General features: G+C 56.0%; 22 protein-coding genes, 1 tRNA gene and 3 pseudogenes. 15 read left to right on the top strand and 11 right to left on the bottom strand.

The annotated features are described in order from the left end of the window. The first annotated feature begins 18 nt into the window (after positions 1-18). The 6 genes from M5B42_RS09810 to M5B42_RS09785 all read left to right on the top strand — a co-directional run bounded on the left by M5B42_RS09810 (position 19) and on the right by M5B42_RS09785 (position 5,092). Entirely contained in the window at positions 19-624 is a 606-nt protein-coding gene (locus M5B42_RS09810) for an START domain-containing protein (protein ID WP_103499490.1), read from the top strand. Positions 625-850: 226 nt separating this feature from the next. Then, the gene (locus M5B42_RS09805; protein ID WP_247263424.1) at positions 851-1,087 is read left to right on the top strand and encodes a hypothetical protein; all 237 of its coding nucleotides are present in this window, start codon (positions 851-853) and stop codon (positions 1,085-1,087) included. A gap of 200 nt (positions 1,088-1,287) precedes the next feature. Beyond that, positions 1,288-1,626: a ribonuclease E inhibitor RraB gene (locus M5B42_RS09800; protein WP_100940701.1), complete on the top strand. Its 339-nt coding sequence runs from the start codon at positions 1,288-1,290 to the stop codon at positions 1,624-1,626. A 285-nt stretch (positions 1,627-1,911) separates the two neighbouring features. Further along, the gene (locus M5B42_RS09795; RefSeq protein ID WP_103499488.1) at positions 1,912-3,321 is read left to right on the top strand and encodes a circularly permuted type 2 ATP-grasp protein; all 1,410 of its coding nucleotides are present in this window, start codon (positions 1,912-1,914) and stop codon (positions 3,319-3,321) included. 11 nt (positions 3,322-3,332) lie between these two features. Then, positions 3,333-4,283, top strand: coding sequence for an alpha-E domain-containing protein (locus M5B42_RS09790; RefSeq protein WP_100940699.1), 951 nt, complete (start codon positions 3,333-3,335; stop codon positions 4,281-4,283). Beyond that, positions 4,280-5,092 carry a transglutaminase family protein gene (locus M5B42_RS09785; RefSeq protein WP_103499487.1) on the top strand — a complete coding sequence of 271 codons (813 nt, stop codon included), beginning with the start codon at positions 4,280-4,282 and terminating at the stop codon, positions 5,090-5,092. Before M5B42_RS09790 ends, M5B42_RS09785 begins: the two co-directional genes overlap by 4 nt. 4 nt (positions 5,093-5,096) lie before the next feature. On the opposite strand, the gene M5B42_RS09780 is transcribed toward M5B42_RS09785, so the two are convergent. Then, positions 5,097-5,897, bottom strand: coding sequence for a cytochrome c (locus M5B42_RS09780; protein ID WP_248745681.1), 801 nt, complete (start codon positions 5,895-5,897; stop codon positions 5,097-5,099). After that, positions 5,894-6,358, bottom strand: a complete 465-nt coding sequence (locus M5B42_RS09775) for a rhodanese-like domain-containing protein (RefSeq protein ID WP_103499485.1) — start codon at positions 6,356-6,358, stop codon at positions 5,894-5,896. The genes M5B42_RS09780 and M5B42_RS09775 overlap by 4 nt, the downstream gene beginning before the upstream one ends. Before the next feature lie 629 nt (positions 6,359-6,987). Between M5B42_RS09775 and M5B42_RS09770 the strand changes: the two genes are divergently transcribed. Further along, the gene (locus M5B42_RS09770) at positions 6,988-7,716 is read left to right on the top strand and encodes an amidotransferase (RefSeq protein ID WP_103499484.1); all 729 of its coding nucleotides are present in this window, start codon (positions 6,988-6,990) and stop codon (positions 7,714-7,716) included. 61 nt (positions 7,717-7,777) lie between these two features. On the opposite strand, the gene M5B42_RS09765 is transcribed toward M5B42_RS09770, so the two are convergent. The 3 genes from M5B42_RS09765 to M5B42_RS09755 all read right to left on the bottom strand — a co-directional run bounded on the left by M5B42_RS09765 (position 7,778) and on the right by M5B42_RS09755 (position 10,654). Continuing rightward, positions 7,778-8,749 (bottom strand): magnesium and cobalt transport protein CorA, encoded by a 972-nt coding sequence (locus M5B42_RS09765; protein ID WP_103499483.1) that lies wholly within the window; start codon positions 8,747-8,749, stop codon positions 7,778-7,780. A gap of 69 nt (positions 8,750-8,818) precedes the next feature. After that, positions 8,819-9,556: a 1-acylglycerol-3-phosphate O-acyltransferase gene (locus M5B42_RS09760; RefSeq protein ID WP_248745680.1), complete on the bottom strand. Its 738-nt coding sequence runs from the start codon at positions 9,554-9,556 to the stop codon at positions 8,819-8,821. 408 nt (positions 9,557-9,964) lie between these two features. Further along, a complete protein-coding gene (locus M5B42_RS09755; protein ID WP_248745679.1) occupies positions 9,965-10,654 on the bottom strand; it encodes a crotonase/enoyl-CoA hydratase family protein in 690 nt (229 codons plus the stop codon). Between the two features lie 320 nt (positions 10,655-10,974). Here M5B42_RS09755 and M5B42_RS09750 point away from each other — a divergent pair. The 3 genes from M5B42_RS09750 to M5B42_RS09740 all read left to right on the top strand — a co-directional run bounded on the left by M5B42_RS09750 (position 10,975) and on the right by M5B42_RS09740 (position 12,979). Next, positions 10,975-11,064 (top strand) — tRNA-Ser (locus tag M5B42_RS09750). A 192-nt stretch (positions 11,065-11,256) separates the two neighbouring features. Beyond that, the gene (locus tag M5B42_RS09745) at positions 11,257-11,460 is read left to right on the top strand and encodes a hypothetical protein (RefSeq protein ID WP_248745678.1); all 204 of its coding nucleotides are present in this window, start codon (positions 11,257-11,259) and stop codon (positions 11,458-11,460) included. 211 nt (positions 11,461-11,671) lie between these two features. Next, positions 11,672-12,979, top strand: coding sequence for a hypothetical protein (locus tag M5B42_RS09740; protein ID WP_248745677.1), 1,308 nt, complete (start codon positions 11,672-11,674; stop codon positions 12,977-12,979). A 194-nt stretch (positions 12,980-13,173) separates the two neighbouring features. On the opposite strand, the pseudogene M5B42_RS09735 reads toward M5B42_RS09740, so the two are convergent. Next, positions 13,174-13,713 (bottom strand): annotated as a pseudogene (locus M5B42_RS09735) (tyrosine-type recombinase/integrase); the annotation flags it as partial. A 609-nt stretch (positions 13,714-14,322) separates the two neighbouring features. Here M5B42_RS09735 and M5B42_RS09725 point away from each other — a divergent pair. From M5B42_RS09725 to M5B42_RS09715, 3 genes and pseudogenes are all read left to right on the top strand, one after another. Then, positions 14,323-14,646: pseudogene (locus M5B42_RS09725) on the top strand (hypothetical protein); the annotation flags it as partial. Positions 14,647-14,688: 42 nt separating this feature from the next. Then, positions 14,689-15,561 (top strand): AbiJ-NTD4 domain-containing protein, encoded by an 873-nt coding sequence (locus M5B42_RS09720; protein WP_248745676.1) that lies wholly within the window; start codon positions 14,689-14,691, stop codon positions 15,559-15,561. Further along, positions 15,562-16,534: pseudogene (locus M5B42_RS09715) on the top strand (hypothetical protein). Between the two features lies 1 nt (position 16,535). Here the strand turns inward: M5B42_RS09715 and M5B42_RS09710 are convergent. After that, positions 16,536-18,314 (bottom strand): DUF262 domain-containing protein, encoded by a 1,779-nt coding sequence (locus tag M5B42_RS09710; RefSeq protein ID WP_248745675.1) that lies wholly within the window; start codon positions 18,312-18,314, stop codon positions 16,536-16,538. 776 nt (positions 18,315-19,090) lie between these two features. Here M5B42_RS09710 and M5B42_RS09705 point away from each other — a divergent pair. Next, positions 19,091-19,354, top strand: coding sequence for a DUF2442 domain-containing protein (locus M5B42_RS09705; protein WP_248745674.1), 264 nt, complete (start codon positions 19,091-19,093; stop codon positions 19,352-19,354). A gap of 508 nt (positions 19,355-19,862) precedes the next feature. Here M5B42_RS09705 and M5B42_RS09700 read toward each other — a convergent pair. The 3 genes from M5B42_RS09700 to M5B42_RS09690 all read right to left on the bottom strand — a co-directional run bounded on the left by M5B42_RS09700 (position 19,863) and on the right by M5B42_RS09690 (position 21,455). Further along, positions 19,863-20,492 carry a GNAT family N-acetyltransferase gene (locus tag M5B42_RS09700; protein WP_248745673.1) on the bottom strand — a complete coding sequence of 210 codons (630 nt, stop codon included), beginning with the start codon at positions 20,490-20,492 and terminating at the stop codon, positions 19,863-19,865. Between the two features lie 15 nt (positions 20,493-20,507). Next, a complete protein-coding gene (locus M5B42_RS09695; RefSeq protein WP_248745672.1) occupies positions 20,508-20,681 on the bottom strand; it encodes a hypothetical protein in 174 nt (57 codons plus the stop codon). Between the two features lie 306 nt (positions 20,682-20,987). After that, positions 20,988-21,455: a Bro-N domain-containing protein gene (locus M5B42_RS09690; RefSeq protein ID WP_248745671.1), complete on the bottom strand. Its 468-nt coding sequence runs from the start codon at positions 21,453-21,455 to the stop codon at positions 20,988-20,990. A gap of 867 nt (positions 21,456-22,322) precedes the next feature. On the opposite strand from M5B42_RS09690, the gene M5B42_RS09685 reads away from it, so the two are divergent. Beyond that, positions 22,323-24,245 carry a methyl-accepting chemotaxis protein gene (locus M5B42_RS09685; protein WP_248745670.1) on the top strand — a complete coding sequence of 641 codons (1,923 nt, stop codon included), beginning with the start codon at positions 22,323-22,325 and terminating at the stop codon, positions 24,243-24,245. A 37-nt stretch (positions 24,246-24,282) separates the two neighbouring features. Here the strand turns inward: M5B42_RS09685 and M5B42_RS09680 are convergent, their stop codons facing one another. After that, positions 24,283-25,224 (bottom strand): diguanylate cyclase, encoded by a 942-nt coding sequence (locus M5B42_RS09680; protein WP_248745669.1) that lies wholly within the window; start codon positions 25,222-25,224, stop codon positions 24,283-24,285. Position 25,225: the final 1 nt, after the last annotated feature.

The raw sequence follows: 25,225 nt of genomic DNA, 5'->3' as shown, positions 1-25,225 counted from the left end.
ACAATAAGGAATAAAACAATGAGTTCGCTGCATCGAATGGCTGTGGTTTGTGGTTTGACTGTCTTGTTGAGCGGTACTGCCTACGCGGAAAACTGGGAAACGGCCAAGGATCAGGACGGCATCAAGGTTTCCCTGAGTGAAGTGGCCAACTCCCAGTACAAGGCCTACCGTGGCGTGACCCTGATCAAGGCGCCCGTGGCGAAGATCCAGGCGCTGCAGGAAGACGTGGTCGGCGCCTGTGCCTGGATTCACGAGTGCAAGTCGCAGAAGCTGCTGAAGAAGGACGGTGACCTGAGCTGGACCTACACCCAGTTCAAGGCACCGTTCCCGGTCACCGATCGTGACTCGATCTTGCAGATCACCACCACCAAGGGCGCTGACGGCAGCCTGACCCGCACGCTCAAGGAAGTGCCGACCTACCTGCCGGAAGAGAAAGGTTATGTCCGTGTCGCCCAGGTCGAAGGCTTCTGGAAGCTGGTGCCCAAGGACGGCGGCATGACCGAAGTGACTTACCAGGTGCATACCGAGCCGGGCGGCAGCGTGCCATCGTGGCTGGCCAACAAGTTTGTGGTCGATGCGCCGTTCAATACCCTCAAGGCCCTGAAGGAACGCGCGGAGAAGTGAGGGGCTGAAACCTTGTCGAAACGTTCACTGACATTGTCGGAACGTTCGAGCCTGGCTTGCCGGCGAAGCTTTTAGCGGTCTTGAGGGCCTCTTCGCGGGCAAGCCCTGCTCCTGCAAGGTAATGTGGTGTTCTTGCCCGTGGCCTTCACATCCGGTTGAACGATCTCCCGTGCCCCACAGTCCAGATGTTATAAGCCCATCCATGGGCTTTACCGAGGAGGCACCGATGAGCAAGTGGGCAGTTACCTTCGTCGACGATCATGGCGTGCAGGACACCGAACAGTTCGAATGCGCCAGCCAACCGGACCTGGAACAGGCCGCGCGATTGATTCGCGCCAAGCTGTTGCCGGTTCCTGCCACACTGGACCTCAATGACCTGGAAGGCCGTGCCCCGGACCCGACAGTCAAAAGCCTGAAGGATCAGAACAGCATCGAGATCCTCAGTATCACGCCTTTACCCTGACCGCGTTTTTTCCTCTGCATTCCCTCTGGCAGAGGCGATGTCATCGCGCTACTCTGCAAGGGAGATCAGCGAATGATTCGCTATAGGTCTGGTCTTGTCAGCTACATGCTTGTTTCCCGTTTGTCGTATCGCCAGCGCCGTTCGGTGCCTGGTTCGGGAGTACGGAAAGTCTATCCAACGCTTGCTGAGGAGGACGTTTCATGAGCACAGCCTATCAAGAAGACATCAGCAGCAACGTGCTGCGCCGCATGAAAGAAGGCGGTTTTGATTTCGCACGCATCCATCCCATCGAGTTCTATGCCGTTTTCCCGGACGAGGAGCGGGCGCGCAGGGCGGCAGGCAAGTTTCGCGGTGAATCCTTGAATGCCCAGGTCAGTGTCCGCGACGACGGCGCCTGGTACCTGGAACTGAGCAAGGTGATGTACGCCACCTATGGCGGTATCGGTGACTTCGAGCAGAACTTCGGGGCGGTGGTCGAGCCCCTGGGCGGTACGATCGAAGGGTGGGGCGTCAAGCACCCGGTGCGGGCACTCAATTGAGTGCACTTCTTCTTTCAACCAGCAACGGCTGACCCAAGGGTTGGCCGTTTTTGTTTATCACGCACAAAAAAGGACCGCCCGCGCAGGCGGACAAACTCTGACTATGCTGGTGGATAGGCAAAGCCTGCTTCGCAATGAGGCGCTGCTGATTACATTGGGGCGTTTACTGCACAGTGATGGTGCGGCGCAAGTTGGATGATTATCCAACCTGTTGATATTAAAGCGTTTATGCCGATGGCACGGGCCTTGCGAAGGCTCTTGTGACCGGGTGACAAGGAGCACGGCATGATCCGCACCTATTTTGACGAGATGTACGATGCCGGCGGACAGGTCCGCCCGCATTACCGGGAATTTGCTCGTTGGCTGGCCGACACTCCCGAGGAGTTGTTGGCACAACGGCGACGTGAGGCCGATCTGCTGTTTCATCGCGCCGGGATTACTTTCACCCTCTATGGAGACGAGCAAGGCACTGAACGGCTGATTCCGTTCGACACCATTCCCCGCAGTATTCCCGCCAGTGAATGGCGTGTCGTGGAACGCGGCTGCATCCAGCGGGTCAAGGCGCTGAACATGTTTCTCGCCGACCTCTACCACGAACAACGGATCATCAAGGCCGGGATCATCCCCGCCGAACAGGTCCTGGCCAACGAGCAGTACCAACTGGCCATGCAGGGCCTGAACCTGCACCGCGATATCTACTCGCATATTTCCGGGGTCGACCTGGTCCGTGATGGCGACGGCAGCTACTACGTTCTCGAAGACAACCTGCGCACTCCCAGCGGCGTGAGCTACATGCTCGAAGACCGCAAGATGATGATGCGCCTGTTCCCCGAGCTGTTCGCCGCCCAACGCATCGCGCCCATCGACCATTACCCCAACCTGTTGCTCGACACACTGAAAAGCTCCAGTCCCCTGGACAACCCGAGCGTGGTGGTACTGACGCCCGGGCGCTTCAACAGTGCGTTCTTCGAGCACGCGTTCCTGGCCCGGGAAATGGGCGTGGAACTGGTGGAAGGGGCCGACCTGTTCGTGCGTGACGACAAGGTCTTCATGCGCACCACCGACGGCCCGAAACAGGTGGATGTGATTTATCGCCGCCTCGACGACGCTTTCCTCGATCCGTTGGCCTTCAACCCCGATTCGATGCTCGGTGTGCCGGGCCTGCTGTCGTCCTACCGGTCCGGCAATGTGGTGCTGGCCAATGCCATCGGCACCGGGGTGGCGGACGACAAGTCGGTGTACCCATTCGTCACCGACATGATCCGTTTCTACCTGGACGAAGAGCCGATTCTGAAGAACGTGCCGACCTGGCAATGTCGCAAGCCCGAGGAACTCTCCCACGTGCTGGCGCATCTACCTGAATTGGTGGTCAAGGAAACCCAGGGCTCGGGCGGCTACGGCATGCTGGTGGGGCCGGCGGCGAGCGCCGCGGAAATCGAGAATTTCCGTGCCCGGCTCAAGGCCAAGCCCCATGCCTATATCGCCCAGCCGACGTTGTCCTTGTCGACCTGCCCGACCTTTGTCGAGAGCGGCATTGCCCCGCGCCATATCGATCTGCGTCCATTTGTCCTCTCCGGTCGCGAGACCCGCGTGGTGCCGGGCGGGCTGACCCGCGTCGCACTGCGCGAAGGCTCCCTGGTGGTGAACTCGTCCCAGGGCGGCGGCACCAAGGACACTTGGGTGGTCGAGGATTAAGGAAGCCTGACATGCTAAGTAGAACTGCCTCGGATTTGTATTGGATGTCGCGTTATCTGGAGCGCGTGGAAAACCTCGCGCGGATGCTCGACGTGAGTTATTCGTTGTCGTTGATGCCGCAGGACGGTCGTGGTGACGGCCTGCATGAAATGGCCATGCCATTGTTGATCACCGGCACCCTGGACGATTACCTGGAGCGCCATGGCGAGCTGCATGCCGACCGGCTGCTGCACTTCTTCGCCCTGGACGCGGCCAACCCGGCGAGCATCTTCAGCTGCCTGCGGGCGGCACGGGCCAGTGCCCATGCGGTACGTGGGCGGATTACCGCGGACATGTGGGAAAACATCAACGCCACCTGGCTGGAGATTCGTGGCATTGCCGACCAGGGCCTGGGGCGTTATGGCATGAGTCGTTTCTGCGAGTGGATCAAGGAACGTTCCCACCTGTTCCGTGGGGCGTCCTACGGCACCATCATGCGTAACGATGCCTTCCGTTTCATTCGCCTGGGTACCTTTATCGAACGGGCCGACAACACCCTGCGCCTGCTGGATGCCCGCTATGACATGGCCGGCGACCAGGCTGACGCGGTCAGCGACGGCACGGCCCACGCCTATTACCAGTGGAGTGCGTTGCTGCGGGCCTTGTCGTCGTTCGAGGCCTACACTGAGATCTACCGTGACGCCCCGGGCGCGCGGCAGGTCGCCGAACTGCTGTTGTTGCGTGCCGATGTGCCGCGCTCATTGCGCGCCTGCACCGAAGAAATCGACCAGATCCTCGCCAGCCTGCCGGGCATCAACGGCCGGCCGGCCCAGCGCCTGGCCGCCGAGATGGACGCGCGACTGCGCTACACCGGTATCGATGAAATCCTCGATGAAGGCCTGCACACCTGGCTGATCGAGTTCATTCCCCTGGTTGCCGAACTGGGCAACGCCATCCACAGTTCCTACCTGGAGGCTGCATGAGACTTTCCATTAGCCACGAGACCACCTATCACTACGAGGATCAGGTTCGGGCGAGCATCCAGTATTTGCGTCTGACCCCCCACGACAGCGAGCGCCAGCACGTGCTCAGCTGGCAACTGACCCTGCCGCGTCCGGTGCGGGCGCAGCTCGATCCGTTCGGCAATATCCTCCACGTGCTGACCCTCGACGAGCCCCATGAAGCCATTATCATCGGCGCCCGGGGCCAGGTGGATATCGACGAGCAGCGCGAGGCCGAACACGAGAGCCAGTCGGCCTTGCCGTTCTTGCGCATGACCCGTTTGACGGAGCCGGACGATGCCCTGCGCGGCTTCGCCGACAAGCAATGCCGCAAGCGGCGTGATCGCAGCGCGCTGATCGACCTGATGCAGGCGCTGAACCAGCACATGACCTACACGCCGGGTGCCACCGAAGTCGACACCAGCGCCGCCCAGGCCTTTGCCCGGCGCGCCGGGGTGTGCCAGGACCATACCCACGCGTTCCTGGCGTGCGCACGCAGCCTGGGGATTCCGGCGCGGTATGTGTCGGGGTATCTGTACAGCGAGAACAGCGAGCACCTGGCCAGTCACGCCTGGGCCGAAGCCTGGCTGGACGACGCCTGGTACAGCTTCGATGTGACCAATCAGTTGTCCCGGCCCGAGCGCCATCTGAAACTGGCGGTGGGCCTGGACTACCTTGATGCCTGTCCGGTCCGTGGCATGCGCCGGGGCGGCGGCTGTGAGCAGATGCACGCCAAGGTGCTGGTATCACCGACGCCGGTGTTGCCGGTCCTGTCGGTGCAGCAGCAATAACGTCTTAGAGCGGCTGTTTGCGCTTGGCCATATGTTTCAAGTACGCCACCAGTTGGTCCAGTTCGCCGTCCGGCAGCACCGCCGGGGCGAACGCGGGCATTTTCGCCTGTGGCCAGTGCCGCAGGCTCTGCGGGTCGCGGATATAGCGCTTGAGGTAGCCCGCGGCGAAATATTCGGTGGGGTTGTAGGGCACGTTCAGGTCTGGCCCGACTTGTGCGTCTCCGGCACCGTTGAGTCGATGGCAGGCCATGCAGTTTTTCTGGAACAGGGCGAAGCCCTTGTTCACCGGATCATTGGCCGCCAGCTTCGGGTCCGGACGCAGGGCCGGGAAACGTTCGGCCACCGGGGCCAGGCGGCGAATGCTGGCCATCTGGTAAGGCCATTGCTCAGGACTGATATGGCCGGCCTGCGGGTCTGTCCAGACCAGGTAAAACGGCCCGGCACTCGGTTTGCCGTCAGCCAGTGGCGGCCAGGGCTGAGCCGGATCCTCCACCGCCAGCCAGGCCTGCGCGCCTTGGCGATTCAACAACGGGGCGGCGGCCATCTCGGCGGCGAAACCGTCCAGCGCCACCGCCTGCAGATGATCGTCGGCCTTGATGCCTTGTAGTAATGCCGCCATCGGCACGGCGCGATAGGTCATATCGCGCTTGTAGGAGACATCATCCTTGACGGTGATGGTCTGGGCCTGGCCCAGCAGTTCCTCGGTTTGCCAGGTCCGGCTGCCGCTGCCCTGGGGCAGTTCCAGTTGCGCGGCGTAAAGGGCAGGGCAGAACAGCAGGGAGGTGAGCAGTATCAGCGGTTTCATTCGGCAGGAGGACCTGATGGTGCGGCCTCGTCGGCCGTGTTGTCGTCGTTTTCGAAGACCCAGCTCGGGGTGTCTTCGACATGGTCGAAGATCGCGTCGCGCAATTCTTCGTAATTACCGCCGTTGACGATGCCGAGGTAGCCATGCTTGATCAGCGTGTCTTCGGCATCGAGGGCGTGCTGGTTGGTGTCGCTATAGATGACCACCGTGGCGCTGGGATCGAACACCACCTGGCGCAATTGGTAGGCCAGGCCCTCGGCGTTGTTGCCGGTGCCGTCCTCCAGGGCCAGGTCGACTTGCAGCGAGTTGTGCACATTGCCGGCGGCGAAATCGGCGTTATTACGCAGATCGAGAATCAGCGCACCGTCGCGGATTTCGTCCACCGCGCGATTCACATCGATAATGCCGGCCTGGGCGGAAAAGCTGATGAGCAGCGCGGTAATGATGATCCAGTAGCGCATGAGCCACCCTCCATCGAGTCATGGCTCAAGATTGGCACACAAAACCGCACTTCGGTAGTGAACCCATAAAGGTCGGTGCGGGGTTGCCGGGAAACACGCCACAGAGCGTCTAGCCGATCACTTTGGTGAGGTTCGGCAGGATCAATAGTAATGTGGTGGCGATGACGATGAGACCGGCTTGACGGATTTTCGAATGTTTGAACATGGCGGACTGCCTTTTGTTGTTATTCCTGACGACGACTACTGACAACAATGCTAAAGCTGACGTAGGCGATGCCCCGGCAAAACCCGACGGCCATCGCTACAGGCTTAACCTTAGAGCCCGCGTCACACTTGGCTTAGAACCATTTCGTATCATTAGATCAAGAAATCTTTTTAAAAAGGCATGAGGCATATCGCCAGCCGGCTAGCGGGCCTTTTGCTAGACACGTGCAAGGGTGAAAAGCGACTGTCCCTTAGCAGACTACCGTTCGTCCGAGTGTGAGGGGCACGGCCGTTCGGCCTCCCTTTCGTCGGTTTGCCGGCAAGCTGAACCGGAGCTTGCGAGCGCGCGTTCTGTGCTTGCCTTGAAAGCAGGTTTCAAGGCAGGCTCGGGTTTCATTCTTTATCTTTTTGTGTCAGGTATTTTTATGTCGTTACGCATCTGCATTCTGGAAACCGATGTCCTGCGCCCGGAACTGGTCGATCAATATCAGGGCTACGGGCAGATGTTCGAGCGCCTGTTCTCCCGGCAACCGATCGCGGCCGAGTTCAGCATTTACAATGTGATGCAGGGCAACTACCCGAGTGACGAGCTGAGTTTCGACGCGTACCTGGTGACCGGCAGCAAGGCCGACTCCTTCGGCAGCGATCCGTGGATCCAGACCCTCAAGGTTTACCTGCTCAACCGCTACGAGCGTGGTGACAAGCTGCTGGGCATCTGCTTCGGTCATCAATTGCTGGCGCTGCTGCTGGGCGGCAAGACCGAGCGGGCGACCCAGGGCTGGGGCGTGGGCATCCATCAATACAAGATGGCCGCCAAGGCGCCGTGGATGAGCCCGGTGCGCGAAGAACTGACCTTGTTGATCAGCCACCAGGACCAAGTCACCGCACTGCCGGAAAATGCGACGGTGATTGCCTCCAGCGATTTCTGCCCGTTTGCCGCGTACCACATCAACGACCAGGTGCTGTGCTTCCAGGGGCATCCGGAATTTATCCACGACTACTCCCGGGCGCTGCTGGAGATCCGCCAGGAGTTTCTTGGCGAGCAGATCTACTCCAACGGCGTGGCGAGCCTGGTGCACGAGCACCACGGCACCACTGTTGCAGAATGGATGATGCGTTTTGTGGCGCATAAGCCAGAGGCGGCATCGGCCTGAATCGGTGAGGGCGTCGACAGGTGCCTTCAGGGGCCTGGGCGGCCCCATCAGCGGCGTTGAATTATAGCCAGCCGGATCTCTTGAAGCTGGCCCATAACGTCACGCAGCCTACCGAGATGAACCCCAGAACGGCAAAGTAGCCGTAGTGCCAGCTCAACTCCGGCATATTCTGGAAGTTCATCCCGTAGATCCCGGCCACTGCTGTCGGAAACGCCAGGATCGCCGCCCAGGCGGCGAACTTGCGCTGCACCACGCTCTGGCGCGCCGCCTCCAGCAGCACGCCGATCTCGATGGTCTGACTGGCGATATCGCGCAGCGTCGCCAGGTCTTCCATCTGGCGGGTGACATGGATCTGCACGTCGCGGAAATACGGGCGCATGTTCTTGTCGATGAACGGGAAGTCCAGGCGCGACACCTCCTCGCTGATCTCCACCATCGGCGCGACGTAGCGGCGCAGGCGCAGCACGTCCCGGCGCAGATGATGGATGCGCTGGATATCGCCTTCGTTCAGGGCGCTGCCGAGCACATTCTTTTCCAGCTCGTCGATCTCGGCGTGGATGGCTTCGCTGACGGGCTGATAGCTCTCGGTGACGAAGTCGAGCAGGGCATACAGCACAAAGTCCTCGCCGTGCTCCAGCAGCAGCGGCCGTGCTTCGCAGCGTTGCCGGACGTGGGCGTAGGATTTGGAGTGGCCGTTGCGGCAAGTGATGATGTAGCCGTTGCCGGCAAAGATATGGGTTTCGATGAACTCCAGCTTGCCTTCATGGCGCACCGGCGAATAGGTGACGATAAACAGTGCATCGCCGAAGCTTTCAAGCTTGGGTCGGCTGTGTTTTTCCAGGGCGTCTTCAATGGCCAGTTCGTGGAGATTGAACTGCTTTTGCAGGTTGGCCAGTTCCTGGGCGTTGGGCTCTTCGAGGCCGATCCAGACAAAGTGGTCGGGCTTGGCCGCCCAGGCGCTGCCTTCATCGAGTGTGATATCCCGGACTTTCCTGCCGGCACTGTAAACCGCCGAGGCAACGACTCTACCCATAGTGCTGATCACTTCTTCTTTTTTGAGGGAGGGGCGGGGTGCAGCTTATCCCGCCGTGCCTGATCAGAGTCAGCAAACGCGTGGGAGTTCGGGGAAAAGTTGTCGATCCATGGCTTCGATGCAGCTGCGCATCTGCTCCCGGCATTCGGCGATCAGCATGGGCATATCGTCCAGCGTCAGCCCGGCGGTGGGAATCGCCGGCAGCGAGCGGATCAGGATCTTGCCGCTGCGCCAGCGGTTCAGGCGCATGTGCTTGATATAGCTGCTGACACACACCGGCACGATCGGCACGCCGGCGGCAATGGCCATCTGGAACGCGCCTTTCTTGAACGGCAGCAGTTCTTCGCCCAGATTGCGCGTGCCTTCCGGGAAGACCCAGATCGAGGTGTCCTTGTGCTGCAAGGTCTCGGTGGTGGCCAGCATGGAACGCCGGGCCTTGTGGGCGTTGCCGCGGTCGATCAGTACATTGCCGGCCAGCCAGAACAGCTGGCCGAACAGGGGGACCCACTTCAGGCTTTTCTTGCCGATGCACACGGTGCGGCGGGGGACCACATTGCCGAAGACGAACAGGTCATAGTTGGATTGATGATTGGCGACGATCACACAGCTGTGGGGTTTGTCCGTCAAGGCGCTGACCTCGGCCTTGACCCGCAGGCGCAGGATGCACATCGCAGGCAACGCATAGAGGCGGGCACACAGCCGGCTGTTGTCCGGATTGAAGGGGCGACACAGCCCGAGCAACACACCGAGCACCCCGGCCAGCACAAAATGCAGTCCCATCAACAACATACGCAGCAAAAACAACATCTACAGGTTCCGCCCGGACAAAAGGTGGCTCAGTGTACGGATGTGCACTGTTTTCGGCAATTGCCGTCTGTAGCCGGGAGATGGCGATGTTTTAGCGCATGTTTCCGCTTGCTGGCGACAGGTGCGGGCTAGAGCGGTTGCGAGGTTGTGCCTTGCAAAACGGGGAGTCGCTCCAGAGATACCTCGCCCGAACACACATGCTGGATACGACCACAATCCTGTAGGAGCAGGGCTTGCCCGCGAAGCTTTTGGCGGCCTTGAAGGCCTCTTCGCTGGCAAGCCAGGCTCCTACAGTTGGTCGTCATACACAAACTCTGCTTACACCAAAAATCTGTAGGAGCAGAGCTTGCCCGCGAAGCTTTTGACGGCCTTGAGCGTGCCTGTGCGCTGAAGGCCTACACCCGAGGCTTAGCCCATATGTTCCTGATCGAGAATGATCGCGTTATCCAGGGTTTCCAGCAGCGCTTTGCGCACTTTCAGCTTGGTGTTCTTGTGGGCGGTCATATTGATCTTCTTCAGCGCCTGGGCGGCGGCGAGTGCGGTGTCCTTCAGCGCATCGGCGGCCACCACCTTGTCGAGGAACCCGGCGTCCACGGCATCCTGCGGGTTGAACATCTCGCCATTGATCACCGAGCGGTGGAATGCCGAACGACGCAGGCGATCGCGGGCCAGTTCGATCCCGGCGTGGTGCATGGTCATGCCGATCTGCACTTCATTCAGGCCGATGCTGAACGGCCCTTCGACGCCGATGCGATAGTCGGCCGAGAGCAACAGGAAAGCCCCCTTGGCCACCGCGTGCCCCGGGCAGGCGACGATCACCGGGAAAGGGTGGGACAGCAGGCGGCGGGCGAGGGTGGAACCGGCGGTCACCAGGCTCACGGCTTCCCTGGGACCGGCGGTCATCACTTTCAGGTCGTAGCCGCCGGACAGGATACCGGGCTGGCCGGTGATGATCACGATGGCGCGGTCGGCGGTGGCCTGGTCCAGGGCGGCGTTGAACGCGGCAATCACGTCCGGGGAAATGGCATTGACCTTGCCATTGCTCAAGGTCAGGGTCGCGATACCGTCGTCGAGGTGGTAAGAGATCAATTCACTCATGACGCAATTCCTTATATAGAAGTGGGGCAGACGTTACCCAGCCGCCGGGGTCAGGTAAAGCGCCGTGACTGACTGGTGAGTCAGGCTTTTTCGCGTTCGGGCCGGGCTGACAGCTTGCGGCGGGCCTGTCGGGGAGAGGATAGAACGCTGCGCGCCGGGCCGGAGATTGGCGGTTTTGCCCTGCTCCGCGGGCCGAGGGGCTGGGGGAGAGCGGCTGATTGACTTAACCGCATGAAAATTCTGAAAAAAACCTTTGCCATCGGAAAAGCTTTCGACTACATTAGCGCGCCTCGACAGACTGAATAAGTTTGACGAGATACGGTGAAGTGTCCGAGTGGCTTAAGGAGCACGCCTGGAAAGTGTGTATACAGGAAACTGTATCGAGAGTTCGAATCTCTCCTTCACCGCCACATTCTGCAAACACAAACCCCTGATTTTCCTAGAGAAAGTCGGGGGTTTGTGGTTTTTGGTGTCTCAAAAATAGCCATATGGGACAGATGCTCCATTCTGGCGCGGAAATAGATCCGCCTGAATGACTGAGCAGACGGCGCCAGCGACCAGATGAACTAGCCTTTCCCGATCACCCTCCAAGGACGACTTCCATGCCAGATAACTCAGACTCCAACATTGCCACGGCTGATGCCCTGACATTGCTTCTGCACAACCAGCATGCCCTGGCGGCGGCGATAGAGGAGGTCACGAAATGGCTTTCAGAGAATGGTGTAGAGACAGTTGCAGAAAACGCGGTCGTGGCCATGGAAACCCTGGATACAAACGCGAAAGCGATTAAAGATGCGATTATGTGACTGCGGCGATTCTAGGGAGTCGCCCTTGCAGGCAGAAATCGGCCGCTTTCTGCCCGTATTGACTAGCAGCAATTGGCCGATAGCAGCCGCTCCTGAAGGACTTTGCGGATTCACGAACTGCGAAGTATAAGGAGCCTGCTTCAATTCTATTGACGCGTTCTAGAGTTATCATTTAACGCACCACGATACCAAACTACTAATCGGAAATTTTATGGACGAGTTCTCGTTAGAAAAAATGTCAGACAGCATTCACTATGGCAAGACAAAAGAGTATTTTAGGGAGGTTTTGTCTTCATATCAAAACGGAAATTATAGATCCGCAGTGGTGATGCTTTGGTCGGTAGCGATATGCGACATTGTCTATAAGTTACAAAATCTAATCGATTTATATGATGATGGATCGGCTAAGGCAATATTAGATGAGGTGAGTAAGATTCAAGATGTGGATCAGAAGTCTGCCGCTTGGGAGCTGAAGTTGATTGATGAGGTAAATGATAAAACAAATTTGCTGGATAGTTCCGAATACGAAAATTTGAGATATCTGCAAAAGCAAAGACACCTTTCAGCGCATCCTGTTTTGAACAGGGAGCGTGAACTGCATTCACCGAACAAAGAAACCGTTAGAGCATTAATTCGAAACACTTTGGCCGATGTTTTAACCAAGCCTCCTTTCTATACTCAGCATATTCTTCAAGAATTGCTTGATGATATTTCAGAGTCTCGTGAAATACTTAATAGCAGATCAAAAGTAAAAAAATATGTTGTGAGTCGGTATTTTGATAGGACCACCGCGCCAGTTGAGCTAAATATATTCCGCTCGCTATGGAAGATTGTATTTAGAATTGAAAACGAGCAGTGCGAAACTAACAGGGTAATCAATCTTCATGTTCTTGAGGTAATAGCTGCCCGAAACAAAGCTTTGCTGCTTGGAGTAATACGAGGAGATGTCGATTTCTATAGTAATCTGGCTAGCACTGGTAGCCCTTTGCAATATCTTATTTTCTTTCTTTCTGGAAATCACGAGTTATTCCCCGCTTTAAGCGACGCTGCTCGTTTGAAAGTTGAACATTACATAGAGAACGATCCTATAGGCAAAACTGCAGGATGGTTTATAAAGGAGAATATTTTCAAGCACGGAGATGACCTGCAAGAGTGGATTGTAAAAGACAAACCAGTTTTTACTTCATATCAATTTGATTTTATACTTAAGCTTTCTGACTCTGAGGAGTGGCAAGAGAAGTTTTGTATGATTGCCTCAACGTACTACGGAGTCAGCACAAATTATGATCAGGCGGATTCGCGCTTTCAAGTGGCAATCCCTCAGTACATAAAATTATTTAATGAAAAGTCCATTAAGTATCTAGCTGAAAAAATTGAAAACAACCCTCAATGCCACGATAGAGGTCGCGCTCGTCATGATTATACAATCATCAAAACGAGAATAGATGAATTGTTTGGAGGTGCATTTGACTATACAGATTACCTCTGGTTTAGCAGAAAGCTTGGCCTCGCTGATTGAGCTTTAAATCCGATCTCCAAAGGATTGAGGGTGAGCGCCAGCTTATGGCTGATTGAGGCCTTAGGCGATCGGTAGACAGAACGCCACTTATGTGAAAGAGGCCCCCGCAACTGAGCCAGGTGTGGGGCTTTTTATTAGCCCCCGGATACCAGACTCCCATGGACTGGTACACCGGACCAGGGAAGTCTGGTTTACTAAATCTTTAATGCTAACTGCAGCATCCCGATGACATCCGGCCCGTCCTCATTGATCCACGTCCCATAGTGCTGGCGAATCATGTGCCCGTTGGTATGTCCCATCTGTTCGGCTATCCAGTCGATCGACGCTACACCGGTGGTCAGCAACTGACTGGCGTACGTGTGCCGGCACTGGCCAGGCCCGCGATAGCGAACGCCAGCCGCGAGCAAGTGAGCCTTAAAGAATCTGTCCCGTATGACGAAGTCATTGACGTGCGGCAAGCCGCTTTTAGTGTTCAAGAAGACAAAGTGCAGTTTGTGTTGGCGCACTGTCTTGTTGTCCCGCTCGACGATATCAACGGTTTCCGCTTTCCTTTTCCGATTCAACGCATCGATCTTCTGCAGTGCTTCCCAGGCGGGTGCGAGTAGGCGGACCCTGCGCGTCGACCGCCGGGTTTTCGTCACCCTGTACGCCCCGCGCACCTTGGACCTGCGAAAGGTCACTGTGCCTTGCTCCAGGTCTACATCCTCCCAGGCCAGGGCGATGGTCTCGGATACCGCAGTATCGCCATGTTCCTCTATCACACCGTCATGACCGTCGCTTTCGTCGCCGGCCTGGTGCTGATGTACACCTGGATGGGCCTGGTCAGGACCGCGATGTTGATCTGGCAGGGCGTGATCTGGCTGGTCAACACCGCGTTGCTGGCCAACCCGATCGTGTGGATCGTGATCGCGATTGTCGCGCTAGTCGCGGCCGTAATCGCCGCTGTCGTGTACTGGGACGAATGGACCACGGCGCTGATGAACAGCGAGGCGTTCAAGTGGGTCAGCGAGCAATTCCAGAAGCTGAGCGACTGGTTCAGTTCAATGGGTGGCTGGTCAGGCATGGCCCAGGCTGCCTGGGACGGCATCGTCAACATCTTCAAGCGGGCTATCAATGGCCTGGTCGAGCTGATGAACAAGATCCCGGGCGTCCAGATCGATGCGATTTTCAGCGACCTGCCCCAGACGCCGGAGCTGCCTAACATCGCCGCGCCAAAGGTGGACACCCCACAGGTGCCGCCACTGGTCAGCACCCAACAGCTGATGAGCGTACAGCCCCCGCTGATGATGACTGCTGCGCCACTGGCTCCCGCGCCGGCAATGCCGGATCATCCTTACGCTGGCGTCAAAGTGCCTTACTTCTACAGCCTAGCGGCCGGCTATCAGGCAATGGACAGCTTGGCGCGGGTGTTCAACATCCCTGACTTCCTCTGGCAGCAGCAGGGTGACGGGGAAGTGTTCGTGGGTAGCTGGGCCGATAGCTTCTTTGGCTTCCGGGCACCGCTGCAACTGCCGGTGGAGCTGTTCGACGGCTTCCAGGGTAATCAGAGCGCCATGGTCGCGGCCCTTCCCGGGTTGCGGCCAGGTGCAGCAATCAATCACGGCGAGCGGATCACAAGCGTGGCCCTTGTTGATAATCAGATGTTCATAAAGTGGAAATTAGTTTAGCGTGCTTCCTACCAAGGAGTCGCCTTAACTGATGGAGGGAACATGAAGTTTTCACAGAGATATAACTATAAGCCAGGGATGAAAATCGCCCAGCGCGAATCGGTTGATGAAGAATTAAAAAATGGAATGTGGAATGTATTGACGGTTATAGTATTTAACAAATATAGGCCTGCTCCGGCATATGGTCGCAATCGAGCTGACTATGTTCGGGGGTCTAATTTTGAAGGGCTTGCTGGTAATATTTGGATTTTTTATTTTAAAAAAGTTCTAGATGATATGCCGCCGCTCTGGTCTACATATTTGCTAGAGTTGCGGAATTACTTCTTCTCAAAGGCTTCATGGTATGAGGTTTTTGATTTTGTTGAATTTCTTTCCTGCAATTTAAGTCGAGAGGATTCAGATCAGATTGTCTCTATTTTGAACAAACTCCTTGAGGAGGAGAGTTCTGCATATAGATTTGTGAGTGGTAAAGTGGTCGAAATTACATCGCAAGTTGAAATAGATGAGGTCGAAGCTGCTGTAGTAGCTTCGGAAGCCTACTCGGGAGTGCGAACGCATTTGGCGCGGGCAGTTGACCTGCTTGCAGATCGTAACCAACCGGACTATCGGAACTCAATAAAGGAAAGTATTAGTGCTGTAGAGTCATTAGTTGTCGAAGTAACGGGGAAGGGTGGGACTCTTGGGCAGCTTTTAAAAGAGGTTGAAAAAGTCAAAGGGTTGCATCCTGCCTTAAAATCTGCGTTTGCATCGATTTATGGCTATACAAATGATGCTGATGGTATTCGCCATGCGTTGTTGGGAGAAAGCTCGTTGAGTAAGGCCGATGCGAAGTTTATGCTCGTATGCTGCTCTGCTTTTGTTAATTATGTAATTTCTCTCTATGGGGAGAAAAATAAATCTGATCTGGGTGAGTAGATGGACGACGCAATCCGCCGTAGCTTAGAACGACAATTCCCTGAACTAACCGGTGGCTACCACCTGCCACGCTTTGCCCGGGTGGTGGCCGTGGCTGATGCGCCCGCCGGCGCCGGGATCTGCGACGACTTTCGGCCACGCTATGCGGTGGACATTGAGGTCCTGGGGCCGGACGGTAAGCCCGATCCGAGTCTGCCCCAACTGTCTGGCGTGCCTCTGCCGCTGTCTACGGGAGGTGAGGAAATGGGAATCTATGGCTTTCCTGGAGAGGGCACCACCGTGGTGGTGTGCTTCGCCTACGGCCTGCCGCACAAACCGTATGTCCAAACCATCCTGCCTCACGGCCTGAGCGTGCCCCGGGTACCGAAAGGGGATCAGGTTTGGCAGCACAGCGAGGCATGCCAGCAGCGCGTCGACGCGGACGGCAACTGGTTGCGCCAGACGGACGGCAAGATCCTGGACAAGGCGATCGAGCGGGAAGTGGAAGCCATGGGCAACACTGAGCGCTTCCAGAATCACACCAGGAACGTCGACGACCATTCCACCGAGTCAGTTGGGTGGCATCAAGACGATCGAGGCCCAGGGGGCGCTCAAGCTGTTGTCGGGTGGATCGGCGAGCCTTGCGGCCGTTGACGATCTGCACCAGGCCACTGGCCGGGATCTGAATCTGCTGGTGGGGCAGAAGCACAACGCCACAGTGGGTGGAGATATGCAGAAGCGGATTCAGGGCTTGCGCGAGAGCGTAGCGGTGGTCAGTCACAGCCTGCAAGCACCCAAGACCTGGTTGGGATCTGAATCAGTGAATGTGCTGCAAGTTCTGTGCGAGTTGATAAAACTGATAGAGGAAATGAATATTAATATCGCAAGCCATGTTCATTCCTCAAGTCCGCCCCCATCGAACGCGTCAGATTTCTCATCAGCAGCGATGGTGGCGAACAAAATGAAGGTTGAACTTCGGCTTATAACTCAGTAAGTTACTTGGAGAATAAGTCGCTCACGGCCAGTAATTTTTTTCCGGCAGCAAGAATTGTGGATGAATTTTCTCTGATATAAGCTTCGTCGCCCACAAAGGAAACTGCTTTTTGTTTAGGGATGCGGATCCTTAGTACTGATAGGCCTTTATACTCAACAAAATCTGCCTGGGACAATGTTTGTGATTTTAAAGGCTCTGAAAGTTGTGATGAGCGAATGTTTTCAAGGAATTTTTCGAGATATTGTTCGTCGTTTATTTCCATTAGATTCATTTCTCTTTCGAGTCCAACAACGTATCTACTTCCTACGGTTACGGCTTTTACGCCATCTAATACTTCAACGCGTTCGGCATCAGATTTTTTATCCGCCACACCGATGAAGATATAGCCATCCGCATCTGGGCCAACGTTAGCGATACCACAGATTGTTGATATTATTTTTGCAGGCAGGTCGGTATCTGTTTTTCGAGGCTCGGCTAATATCATCAGCCCCTGTTTACATTCGTATCTGGAAGTTTCAATGCGAGAGCGTCTTAACGAGTTCTCCATGTCAAGCGCCAAACCAGCGCCATGCCGAAGCATAGGAGGATCCTTTTTAATAAAGTATCTCTGAACCAGACCTATGGTTTTGTCGACGTTTTTGCGGCGGTCAGCAGTCGTGGCGTAATTCGCATTTCGAATCATTTGTTTTTGCAGACCGGTGAGAGCCTTCATGATGTCCCCATAGTCATCCGGAGATCGTTCCTCTTCAATGACAAGATGATGAAGGGCCATGAATATTGAGTAAAATGAGTTTTTTATAGGGTTCATCGAGGACGGGTTTACAACGGCCCGCAACGCATTGGCGCCTTCATTGTAGCCAAGAATTATTTGATTCATGACTGACATGGTGACTTTTACTTCTTCTTTAAGTCTATCTCGTCCGAAAGTATTCAATGCTCTACGTACTTTTGAATACTCAGGCTCCGCGTCATTGTAAATTTTGTCAAACAGTTCTTTGCTTCGAGCTATGGGCTCGCCTAGTATGATAGATGCGCATATGTCAACTATCATTTCCTCGTCTTCGCTATCTCGGAGTTGCTGGCCTCTTAATATCCCTTGCCTACACCAAAATATTTCTTCTGACTTTAGCGTGTAACCCATGCTGGCGCGGTTGGAGTCAATACTTATTTCGGGCATTCCTGATAGTGGCAAAACCTCTCTGGATGAGTCTCCGCGAATTTCAGAAGCAAGCTCTCTTACGAGTAGAGAGAAATCATCTACCTGCCCTGCCTGTCTTTTCTCTTGGGCACTAAGCTGTCTGCCACCAGAGTTTATTCTGCCAAAAACCTCTGTAACTTGTGCTTCACTCTCAATTGGGAAGATTGTGACTGCAAGCTGGTAGTCTAATAGATTGGCACATATATTAGCTTGTAGAAAGCTATTTGTATCACGATCTACGGGCTCAAAAATTCCAGCTTCAGCCGCTAGCTTTGCTCTAGAGAACTCGGTGGTGTCGAAATACTTGTTGTCTATTGAAAATCCGTTTTCTATGAACGAGAAAATAGCATTTAATCTCTGCATTCCATCCATTATTTCATAATAGGTATCACTTCCTCTTGAGGCGTCTGCGAGCATAATCAACGGGATGGGGTAGTCTGAAATAAGGCTGTCTATTAGCTTTTGTTTTTCGGCTAAAGTCCAAACTAATTTTCTTTGATACTTTCGGTTGACAATAAATTTGTCATCTCGGTAAAGCCTATAAGCTTCGGTAACACTCATCCCGCGTGGGGTAATACTCATTGTTTCGGTCCTTTGGCTATTGGATGTCCTTGATAAGCTAAAGGTACTACGAATTAGAACGGCAACGCTATTGGATGTGTTTCAAATAGGGGCTTGTCGGAACCTCGTTTCAAGATCGCCTCGGTGCTTGGATGTCTAGCTGGGAATCACACGGCATCACGAAAAAATGAGCTGAAAAAGCACTTATCCCCCTCCCGCCGACGGGCTTTGCGTCCCTTTTTTGTGCAAACCCGGGCGGTGGTGCAAACGGTGCTCCCGTCCAGGCCCGCTGCGGGGTCTGTGGCGTGTTTGGCAATTGCATGGTGTGCAAGGTTTTGCAAAGAGGTGCAGCGGCTTTGCACAGAGCCCAAGGCGAGCGGGATCGGGGATGGTTTGTTGGAGGCCACGGTTTACAAGGGGCGAGCCTTTGAATACAGGCGTTTTGCTGCGTTTTCATTTTCTGAATCGGTCGCACCAGGTGAGCTTTTAGCGTGCTCCAGGAACGATATCGATATCCCTGAAAGCCCCGGCGGCGCCGGCTTTCCGGTCACGTAGTCCCTGCAAAGGTCAGTAAAACGAAAAGGTGGTGGTGTGGCTGGAGTGGTATCCCCTCGCTTGATCACGTGCGTTCCAATTTTCAGGAACGCCACCGGAAAGAGATAATTTAGTACTTTGTGGGTGAGGGGATCGCTGAAAGCTCCGTATTCACTGGGTTTTTCAGCTGCCCTGTTGTGGGCAAGAGCTAACACCGCTGAGCTATAGCGTGCGTGGAGCGAGCAGAACCGGAGGACTTAAAAATGATCAGCAAGTTTCGTATCACAGCTGTGCATCCTGTCGCTGGCAAACTGGCTTTGGCCGTCGACTGGAGCAACGGCAAGCGCCATACCATCGACTTGGTGGCGCATATTCGTGCATTCCCTGTACTCAAACCTCTGGAAGATCTTGCGTTGTTTGAAAAAGCCGAGGTGGGAGAATGGGGCTTTGATGTGAACTGGGGGGACGATCTTGAACTGCCAGCTATGACCTTGCATCGACTGGCGCTTGAACAAGCGGGTGAGTAACGTTAGCGAAGGATTTCAAGCGTTGGCTCGCCAACAACAACCTTCGCTATCTGCGGCGGCGGTGGCGCTGGGGTTTACACTCCAGACCATCACAGCCTACAGCGGTGGTTCCGCGCTGATTCCCAAGCATTTGGGGCTGGCGTGCCGAGGCTGGAAATATGAACATAAGACTCGGGTTTGTAGCTGCTAGCTGATTGTGGCACTTGCCCGACTGGTGGCGTCGGTGTTCTACGGACGCAAGAACTCCAGCAACCAAGGGCAGCAGCGAATATCACTTGTGGCATACAGGCGCAGGCAATTCATTTTCAGTGCCCCAACTTGAAAGCCACTTCTCGACTTCACCAGTCGTCGTGTGCAGGTCGTTGGCTTGAAACACTGCCCATGCCTTCAGCGTGTCCTGTCGGAACGCTTCACGTTTTCCTCGTGCTCAACGTACTGCGCGATAGCATCGTGCATGTCTGCTGTACCTCTCGCAACCCACCTGTTTTACGATGGATAGGCAACGGCGTTATACGATGGCCTTGTGCTGGACTGCTTCTGTTTGTTTTTTTGCTGACAGGGGCTCATCTGGCCCAGGACCTTGATCCAGTACAAGCTTATTCAGGTCCAGGAACATAACCGGCTCTTTGCGAGCTCGATTTTCCTCGGTGTCCAGAAGCGTTAGGCCCACCTTTTCGTAGAACGAGACTGATTTTGCCTTGGAGTCAGTGACCAGGAACCTGCACCCGACATGCTGGGCGACGAAGTCTGCCGCCATGGCAATGGCAAACTCCATCAGTACCGTGCCTATTTTTTTACCCGCATATTCAGCATGGCTTGCAAGCCGAGCGATCTTCAGTGCTGGCATGGACGAATAGCGATTGGCGTGCTCGCAGTCATCCAGGGCATAGGTGTCATGCAGCTCAATTTCGCTGCAGGTCAGAGTTACATATCCAATCACCCGGGGCCGCGCTTTAGGATCGGCAGGAGGTAGCGCGGCCACATAGGTGACGGCTACGTTCGCCGCCTGATATTCCATGGCGTTATCTTGGATGAACGACTTCAGGGGGCGCAGATCTTCGTCTGGGCCTATAGAGAATTTGTTCGGTTGGTGAAGCGGATCAAGCTTTTCTATGAAGTAATCAAGACCTGGCTGCATCGGCGTTTACTCAGGTCAGCGAGCGCGTGCAGCTTGGCTACTGAAAACCTGGTTCAGGAGAGTACGGCCGCGTGCATACGAGGCTTTGGCTTGTGCGTTGGGCTTGTCTTCACGCATGTGTTGAACAAAACGCACAGCGTCGTTATCACTCAGCTCAACGCGGCTGAAGGTGTCACTTTTGATTGCCATTGGCATTTCCTTGCAGCAGTCATCGCTGCTTTGTCATCTTTTGGCATCGTAATGATGATGTCAACTGACTGTTGAATTAAGGTCTGAACGGTATTCAGGTGCGAGGCGGCCCTGGGATCTCTGATCCAATCCTGTTGCACCGTCACCCATCCCTCTCGCTAGCTAAACCCGTCACCCCGACGCGGGTCATCAAGGGACAACTCGACCCCTAGCACCCTATGCTAGTGCGCTATCTCAAAAGGCTGCTTTTTTGAGTGAGCCGCACCATCATTTTTCTGTGGTGATGCGGCTTAGTTTCCGGGTCGGTTAGACCGGCATTCTTTCCGTCGGCTGTATTAGCCCTGGCATATCTCGCCACCTGACCCACGCCTCGTTCTGCCAATGCAGCAGACTGACCGCATGACCTGCCCAGTGTAGCGAACTAAGGCTAGGACCTTGATCGGGGATGCTTGTCTGGATATTTCTCAATGCAGGAATGACTTCATGCGTCAGCCATTGCCGCAGACTCTGGTTTTCCGGGATGTGATGGTGAACCATCAAGGCGTAGACGCCCGACTCACTGACCATCAGGGTTTCCTGGATTTTTCCATGGTAGTTCAGCCAGAGCACGCGGCGTTGATCGCTGTCGAGCTTGCGAGCCAGGCGCTCGTCCAGTGGGCGGCCCATCAGGCGACCAAGGTCAGTCAGGCTGAACCAGGCTTGTGATTCCAGTATCAGTGCATGGATAAAACGGTTATGGCGGGTGAAACGAGTGGGTTCGAAGTGCTCGGTCATGATGTAACTCTCGTATAAGCGGTGTTGATACCGCCACCCGAACGCCAATTCGGGTGGGCGGAGCCGTGCGGGTTGGCGTGCCGGATACGAGAACCGGTGCATCCGAAGATGCCCACGCACAGCTCCACCCATAACGGGGGAGCTATGCTGCGGACACAAAAAAACCGCTGTAAGCGGTTATCTAGGGCCGCCTCGTATTCACAGGACGCCAATCCTGTATCGCTGAATGTGCAGCGATGAATGAACCTTAACGCCTGATGCATAACTGGGCAAGAGGGGAAATGGAGCTGGATTCTGTAAGAAAAGGCGTTGTTTTGATTGGGGGACAGATCAACAGGTTCAGGTCCAGTCATGGACGAGCCTTTAAAGCTCTCACCACGCACTCTCCGCTGGTCAGCAGCGATGCCAGGGTGTGCTGTGCCATATGCTGGACGAGGGGAGTTGCAGGAGCGCAATGGTCTGTAGCCAACCGGCGGACTCGCTGACTGACTCCGGGATCCCTGATTCGCGTGAAACCTTTTCGGTGATAGTGGCCTAGCGCTATCATCCGGCTCCGGTTCTGAGTATCCTGAGCAAAAGTCCTTATCCCAGCGGGGCTTGCCTTGCTCTCGATCTATCCAAGAGCGGTTTCCGAGAACCTCGAATAACTCGCCTCAGCCATTCCATCCGTATGGATATGTCGAGGAAAGTAACGGCTGCTCTTATTGCCATCAAACAGCTGTGGATAACATCGAGAAAAAACCAATAAAAACGTTCCTTCGAAGCCATATCGCGCCTGTACCTGCCATGGAAAGATCACCGGTGGTCCCCGGGGACAGCTCCCTGTTGCCCCGAAAACCAAGAACAGCATGCATTGTGGAGGATTGAATGAACAAATGGTTCGGCAATATCAGCGTCAACCTCAAGCTGGCCCTGGGCTTCGGCCTGGTACTGGCACTGACCACTGTCCTTGCCCTGACCAGCTGGACCAGCCTGGACAAGTTGATCTGGCGCAGTGATCGGATGGGCGATATCACCTTGTTAAATACCTTGCTGAACAAGGTGCGCGTGGCTCGCCTGCAGTACATGCTGAGCAATGGCGATGAAGCAGCGGCACAGAACGTGCAGTCCGCCCTGGACGCATTCAGTGCCCAGGATCAAAAACTGACCCAGACGTTCAAGAACCCGGATTTTGTGAAACTGCTTGGAGAACAGGCAGTCATTATCGGCAAATTCCAGCAGTCTCTGAATAAAATGCATGACGCCTATCGCGCCCGCAACAGTGCCCGACAAACCTTCAGTGATAACGGCGCGGCGGCCTTGAAACTGATCGATGCGGTCAGTAGTGGCGTGCTGCAAATGCCTCCAGGCGACGCAGAGCGTATCGAACGCTTCCAGGCCGTCGCCCAGACCAGGGAGCAGTTCCTGCTCAGCCGTTTCGAAGTACGCGGTTACATTGCCGGGGCTAACGCGGATACCGAGCAGAAGGCCATCAACCAATTAAATGGAGCCATTGGCAGCCTGAAACAGCTTGGCGAACATTTCGGCTCGCCCCTGCCGGATGCATTGCGCCAGCTGGAAACCGCCCTGGGCAATTACCGAACCGCCTTTCTGGGCTACAAAACGGCCAATGATGTCGTTACCCAGACGGGCAAGGAACTGGCCGACCAAGTGGTGGAGATATCGGCTCGCAGCGAGGCCCTTTACCAGGGGCAGGTGGACAGCCGCGATAGCGAGGTCAGCCAGACGCGCATGATGCAATTGGGCAGCACCCTGTTGAGCTTGTTGTTCGGCATCCTGGCCGCCGTCATCATCACCCGCCAGATTACCCGACCGATCCGCGAAACCCTCGGCGTCGTCGAGCGTATTGCCGGTGGCGACCTCACTCACAACCAGGTGGTCACTCGCCGTGATGAACTGGGCACGCTGCAACAAGGCATCCAGCTCATGGGCGAGACCCTGCGCAACCTGATCAGCGGTATTCGCGATGGTGTCACGCAGATCGCCAGTGCCGCCGAGGAACTGTCGGCCGTGACCGAACAGACCAGCGTCGGGGTTAACAGTCAGAAGGTCGAGACCGATCAGGTCGCCACCGCCATGCACGAAATGAGCACCACCGTGCAGGCTGTCGCGCGCAACGCCGCACAAGCCTCGCAAGCCGCCGCGGATGCCGACGGCCAGGCCCGTGAAGGTGACAAGGTGGTTGCCGAGGCCATCGCGCAGATCGAGCGCCTGGCGGCGGAAGTGCTGCGCTCCACCGAGGCCATGACCCTCCTGCAGCAGGAAAGCAACAAGATCGGTAGCGTCATGGATGTGATCAAGGCCGTGGCCGAGCAGACCAACCTGTTGGCGCTCAATGCCGCCATCGAAGCCGCCCGTGCCGGTGAGGCCGGTCGTGGTTTTGCCGTGGTCGCCGACGAAGTTCGCAGCCTGGCCCAGCGCACCCAGAAGTCTACCGAGGAAATCGAAGGCCTGGTCGCCGGCTTGCAGAGCGGTACCCAGCAGGTGGCCAACGTCATGAGCAACAGCCGTAGCCTGACCGATAACAGCGTTGCGCTGACGCGCAAGGCCGGTGTCTCACTGGGAAATATCACCCGCACAGTGTCTGACATCCAGTCGATGAACCAGCAGATCGCCGCCGCCGCCGAGCAACAAAGCACCGTGGCCGACGAGATCAGTCGCAGCATCATCAACGTACGCGACATTTCCGAGCAGACCGCCGCCGCCAGCGACGAAACCGCCGCCTCCAGCGTCGAGCTGGCACGCTTGGGCAATCAGTTGCAGATGATGGTCAGCCATTTCAAGGTCTGACGGAGCAAGGTGGCGCGGGTGACCGAAAGGCCGCCCGTCACTCATCTCCAGCCGCACAAACCCGTGCCCGCCCGCCACGCTTCGCCTCATAAAGCTGCACATCCGCCGCCGCCAACAGTGCCTCCGGACCGCCACCGAGTGCAGGCACCAGCGTCGCCACCCCCGAGGAGGTGGTGACCACCCGATCAACCTCCGAGCCGAGATGCTCGATATCCAGCGCCCGGATACGCTCCTGCATGGCCTCGGCGATCCTGACCGCGTCTTCACGTTTCGTTTTTGGCAGAATGCAGGCGAACTCCTCGCCGCCATACCTTGCCACTTTGTCATGGGGACGCCGGAGCGACTCGCAAAGCGTCTTGGCGACCAGCTTCAGGCAGCTGTCCCCACTCTGATGGCCATAGCGGTCGTTGTAACGCTTGAAATAGTCGATATCCAGCAAGATAAGGGACATGGGCACCTTGTCGCGCAAGCACTGGCGCCAATTGGTGAGCAAATCGTCATCGAACTTGCGTCGATTGCCCACACCGGTCAAGCCGTCCAGAAAGGCGTGCGCACGCAACAAGTCACCCTGCAATTTCAAGGTCAGGTGAGTTTGGACCCGGGCGCGGACGATCACCGAGTTGATGGGTTTTACAATAAAGTCGACCGCCCCGAGCCCCAGTGCAATGACTTCATCCGCGGCCTGGTTCTGCGCGGTAATGAAGATGACCGGTATCGTGCTTGTCAACGGATCGGCCTTGAGTCGGCGGCACACCTCGTGGCCATCGATATCCTCCATCACCACGTCGAGCAGAATCAGGTCGGGCAACTCGGCCCGGCATATCTTCAGCGCCTGCTCGCCGTTGGCCGCCATGAAGATGTCGCACTGCGCGGAAAACAGTTCGTACAACACCCGGATATTAGTGGGCTGATCGTCAGCAATCAGAATCTTGGGACGTCGGTTTGTATGAAGCAGCCAATCTTCGAGAATTCGCTCCATG

The organism is Pseudomonas sp. MWU12-2037 (assembly GCF_023242345.1).
Lineage (GTDB): Bacteria > Pseudomonadota > Gammaproteobacteria > Pseudomonadales > Pseudomonadaceae > Aquipseudomonas > Aquipseudomonas gingeri_D.
Note: the sequence above shows the minus strand (reverse complement) of the source record. Positions and strands in the feature narration are given on the sequence as shown.

Excerpts from the sequence above, each read along its gene's own strand:
- M5B42_RS09710 (WP_248745675.1), bottom strand. The coding sequence starts at position 18,314 with ATGAGTATTACCCCACGCGGGATGAGTGTTACCGAAGCTTATAGGCTT.
- M5B42_RS09745 (WP_248745678.1), top strand. The coding sequence starts at position 11,257 with ATGCCAGATAACTCAGACTCCAACATTGCCACGGCTGATGCCCTGACA.
- M5B42_RS09755 (WP_248745679.1), bottom strand. The coding sequence starts at position 10,654 with ATGAGTGAATTGATCTCTTACCACCTCGACGACGGTATCGCGACCCTG.
- M5B42_RS09800 (WP_100940701.1), top strand. The coding sequence starts at position 1,288 with ATGAGCACAGCCTATCAAGAAGACATCAGCAGCAACGTGCTGCGCCGC.
- M5B42_RS09770 (WP_103499484.1), top strand. The coding sequence starts at position 6,988 with ATGTCGTTACGCATCTGCATTCTGGAAACCGATGTCCTGCGCCCGGAA.
- M5B42_RS09765 (WP_103499483.1), bottom strand. The coding sequence starts at position 8,749 with ATGGGTAGAGTCGTTGCCTCGGCGGTTTACAGTGCCGGCAGGAAAGTC.
- M5B42_RS09775 (WP_103499485.1), bottom strand. The coding sequence starts at position 6,358 with ATGCGCTACTGGATCATCATTACCGCGCTGCTCATCAGCTTTTCCGCC.
- M5B42_RS09785 (WP_103499487.1), top strand. The coding sequence starts at position 4,280 with ATGAGACTTTCCATTAGCCACGAGACCACCTATCACTACGAGGATCAG.
- M5B42_RS09695 (WP_248745672.1), bottom strand. The coding sequence starts at position 20,681 with ATGGCAATCAAAAGTGACACCTTCAGCCGCGTTGAGCTGAGTGATAAC.
- M5B42_RS09740 (WP_248745677.1), top strand. The coding sequence starts at position 11,672 with ATGGACGAGTTCTCGTTAGAAAAAATGTCAGACAGCATTCACTATGGC.
- M5B42_RS09790 (WP_100940699.1), top strand. The coding sequence starts at position 3,333 with ATGCTAAGTAGAACTGCCTCGGATTTGTATTGGATGTCGCGTTATCTG.
- M5B42_RS09780 (WP_248745681.1), bottom strand. The coding sequence starts at position 5,897 with ATGAAACCGCTGATACTGCTCACCTCCCTGCTGTTCTGCCCTGCCCTT.
- M5B42_RS09720 (WP_248745676.1), top strand. The coding sequence starts at position 14,689 with ATGAAGTTTTCACAGAGATATAACTATAAGCCAGGGATGAAAATCGCC.
- M5B42_RS09705 (WP_248745674.1), top strand. The coding sequence starts at position 19,091 with ATGATCAGCAAGTTTCGTATCACAGCTGTGCATCCTGTCGCTGGCAAA.
- M5B42_RS09805 (WP_247263424.1), top strand. The coding sequence starts at position 851 with ATGAGCAAGTGGGCAGTTACCTTCGTCGACGATCATGGCGTGCAGGAC.
- M5B42_RS09680 (WP_248745669.1), bottom strand. The coding sequence starts at position 25,224 with ATGGAGCGAATTCTCGAAGATTGGCTGCTTCATACAAACCGACGTCCC.
- M5B42_RS09685 (WP_248745670.1), top strand. The coding sequence starts at position 22,323 with ATGAACAAATGGTTCGGCAATATCAGCGTCAACCTCAAGCTGGCCCTG.
- M5B42_RS09690 (WP_248745671.1), bottom strand. The coding sequence starts at position 21,455 with ATGACCGAGCACTTCGAACCCACTCGTTTCACCCGCCATAACCGTTTT.
- M5B42_RS09760 (WP_248745680.1), bottom strand. The coding sequence starts at position 9,556 with ATGTTGTTTTTGCTGCGTATGTTGTTGATGGGACTGCATTTTGTGCTG.
- M5B42_RS09795 (WP_103499488.1), top strand. The coding sequence starts at position 1,912 with ATGATCCGCACCTATTTTGACGAGATGTACGATGCCGGCGGACAGGTC.
- M5B42_RS09700 (WP_248745673.1), bottom strand. The coding sequence starts at position 20,492 with ATGCAGCCAGGTCTTGATTACTTCATAGAAAAGCTTGATCCGCTTCAC.
- M5B42_RS09810 (WP_103499490.1), top strand. The coding sequence starts at position 19 with ATGAGTTCGCTGCATCGAATGGCTGTGGTTTGTGGTTTGACTGTCTTG.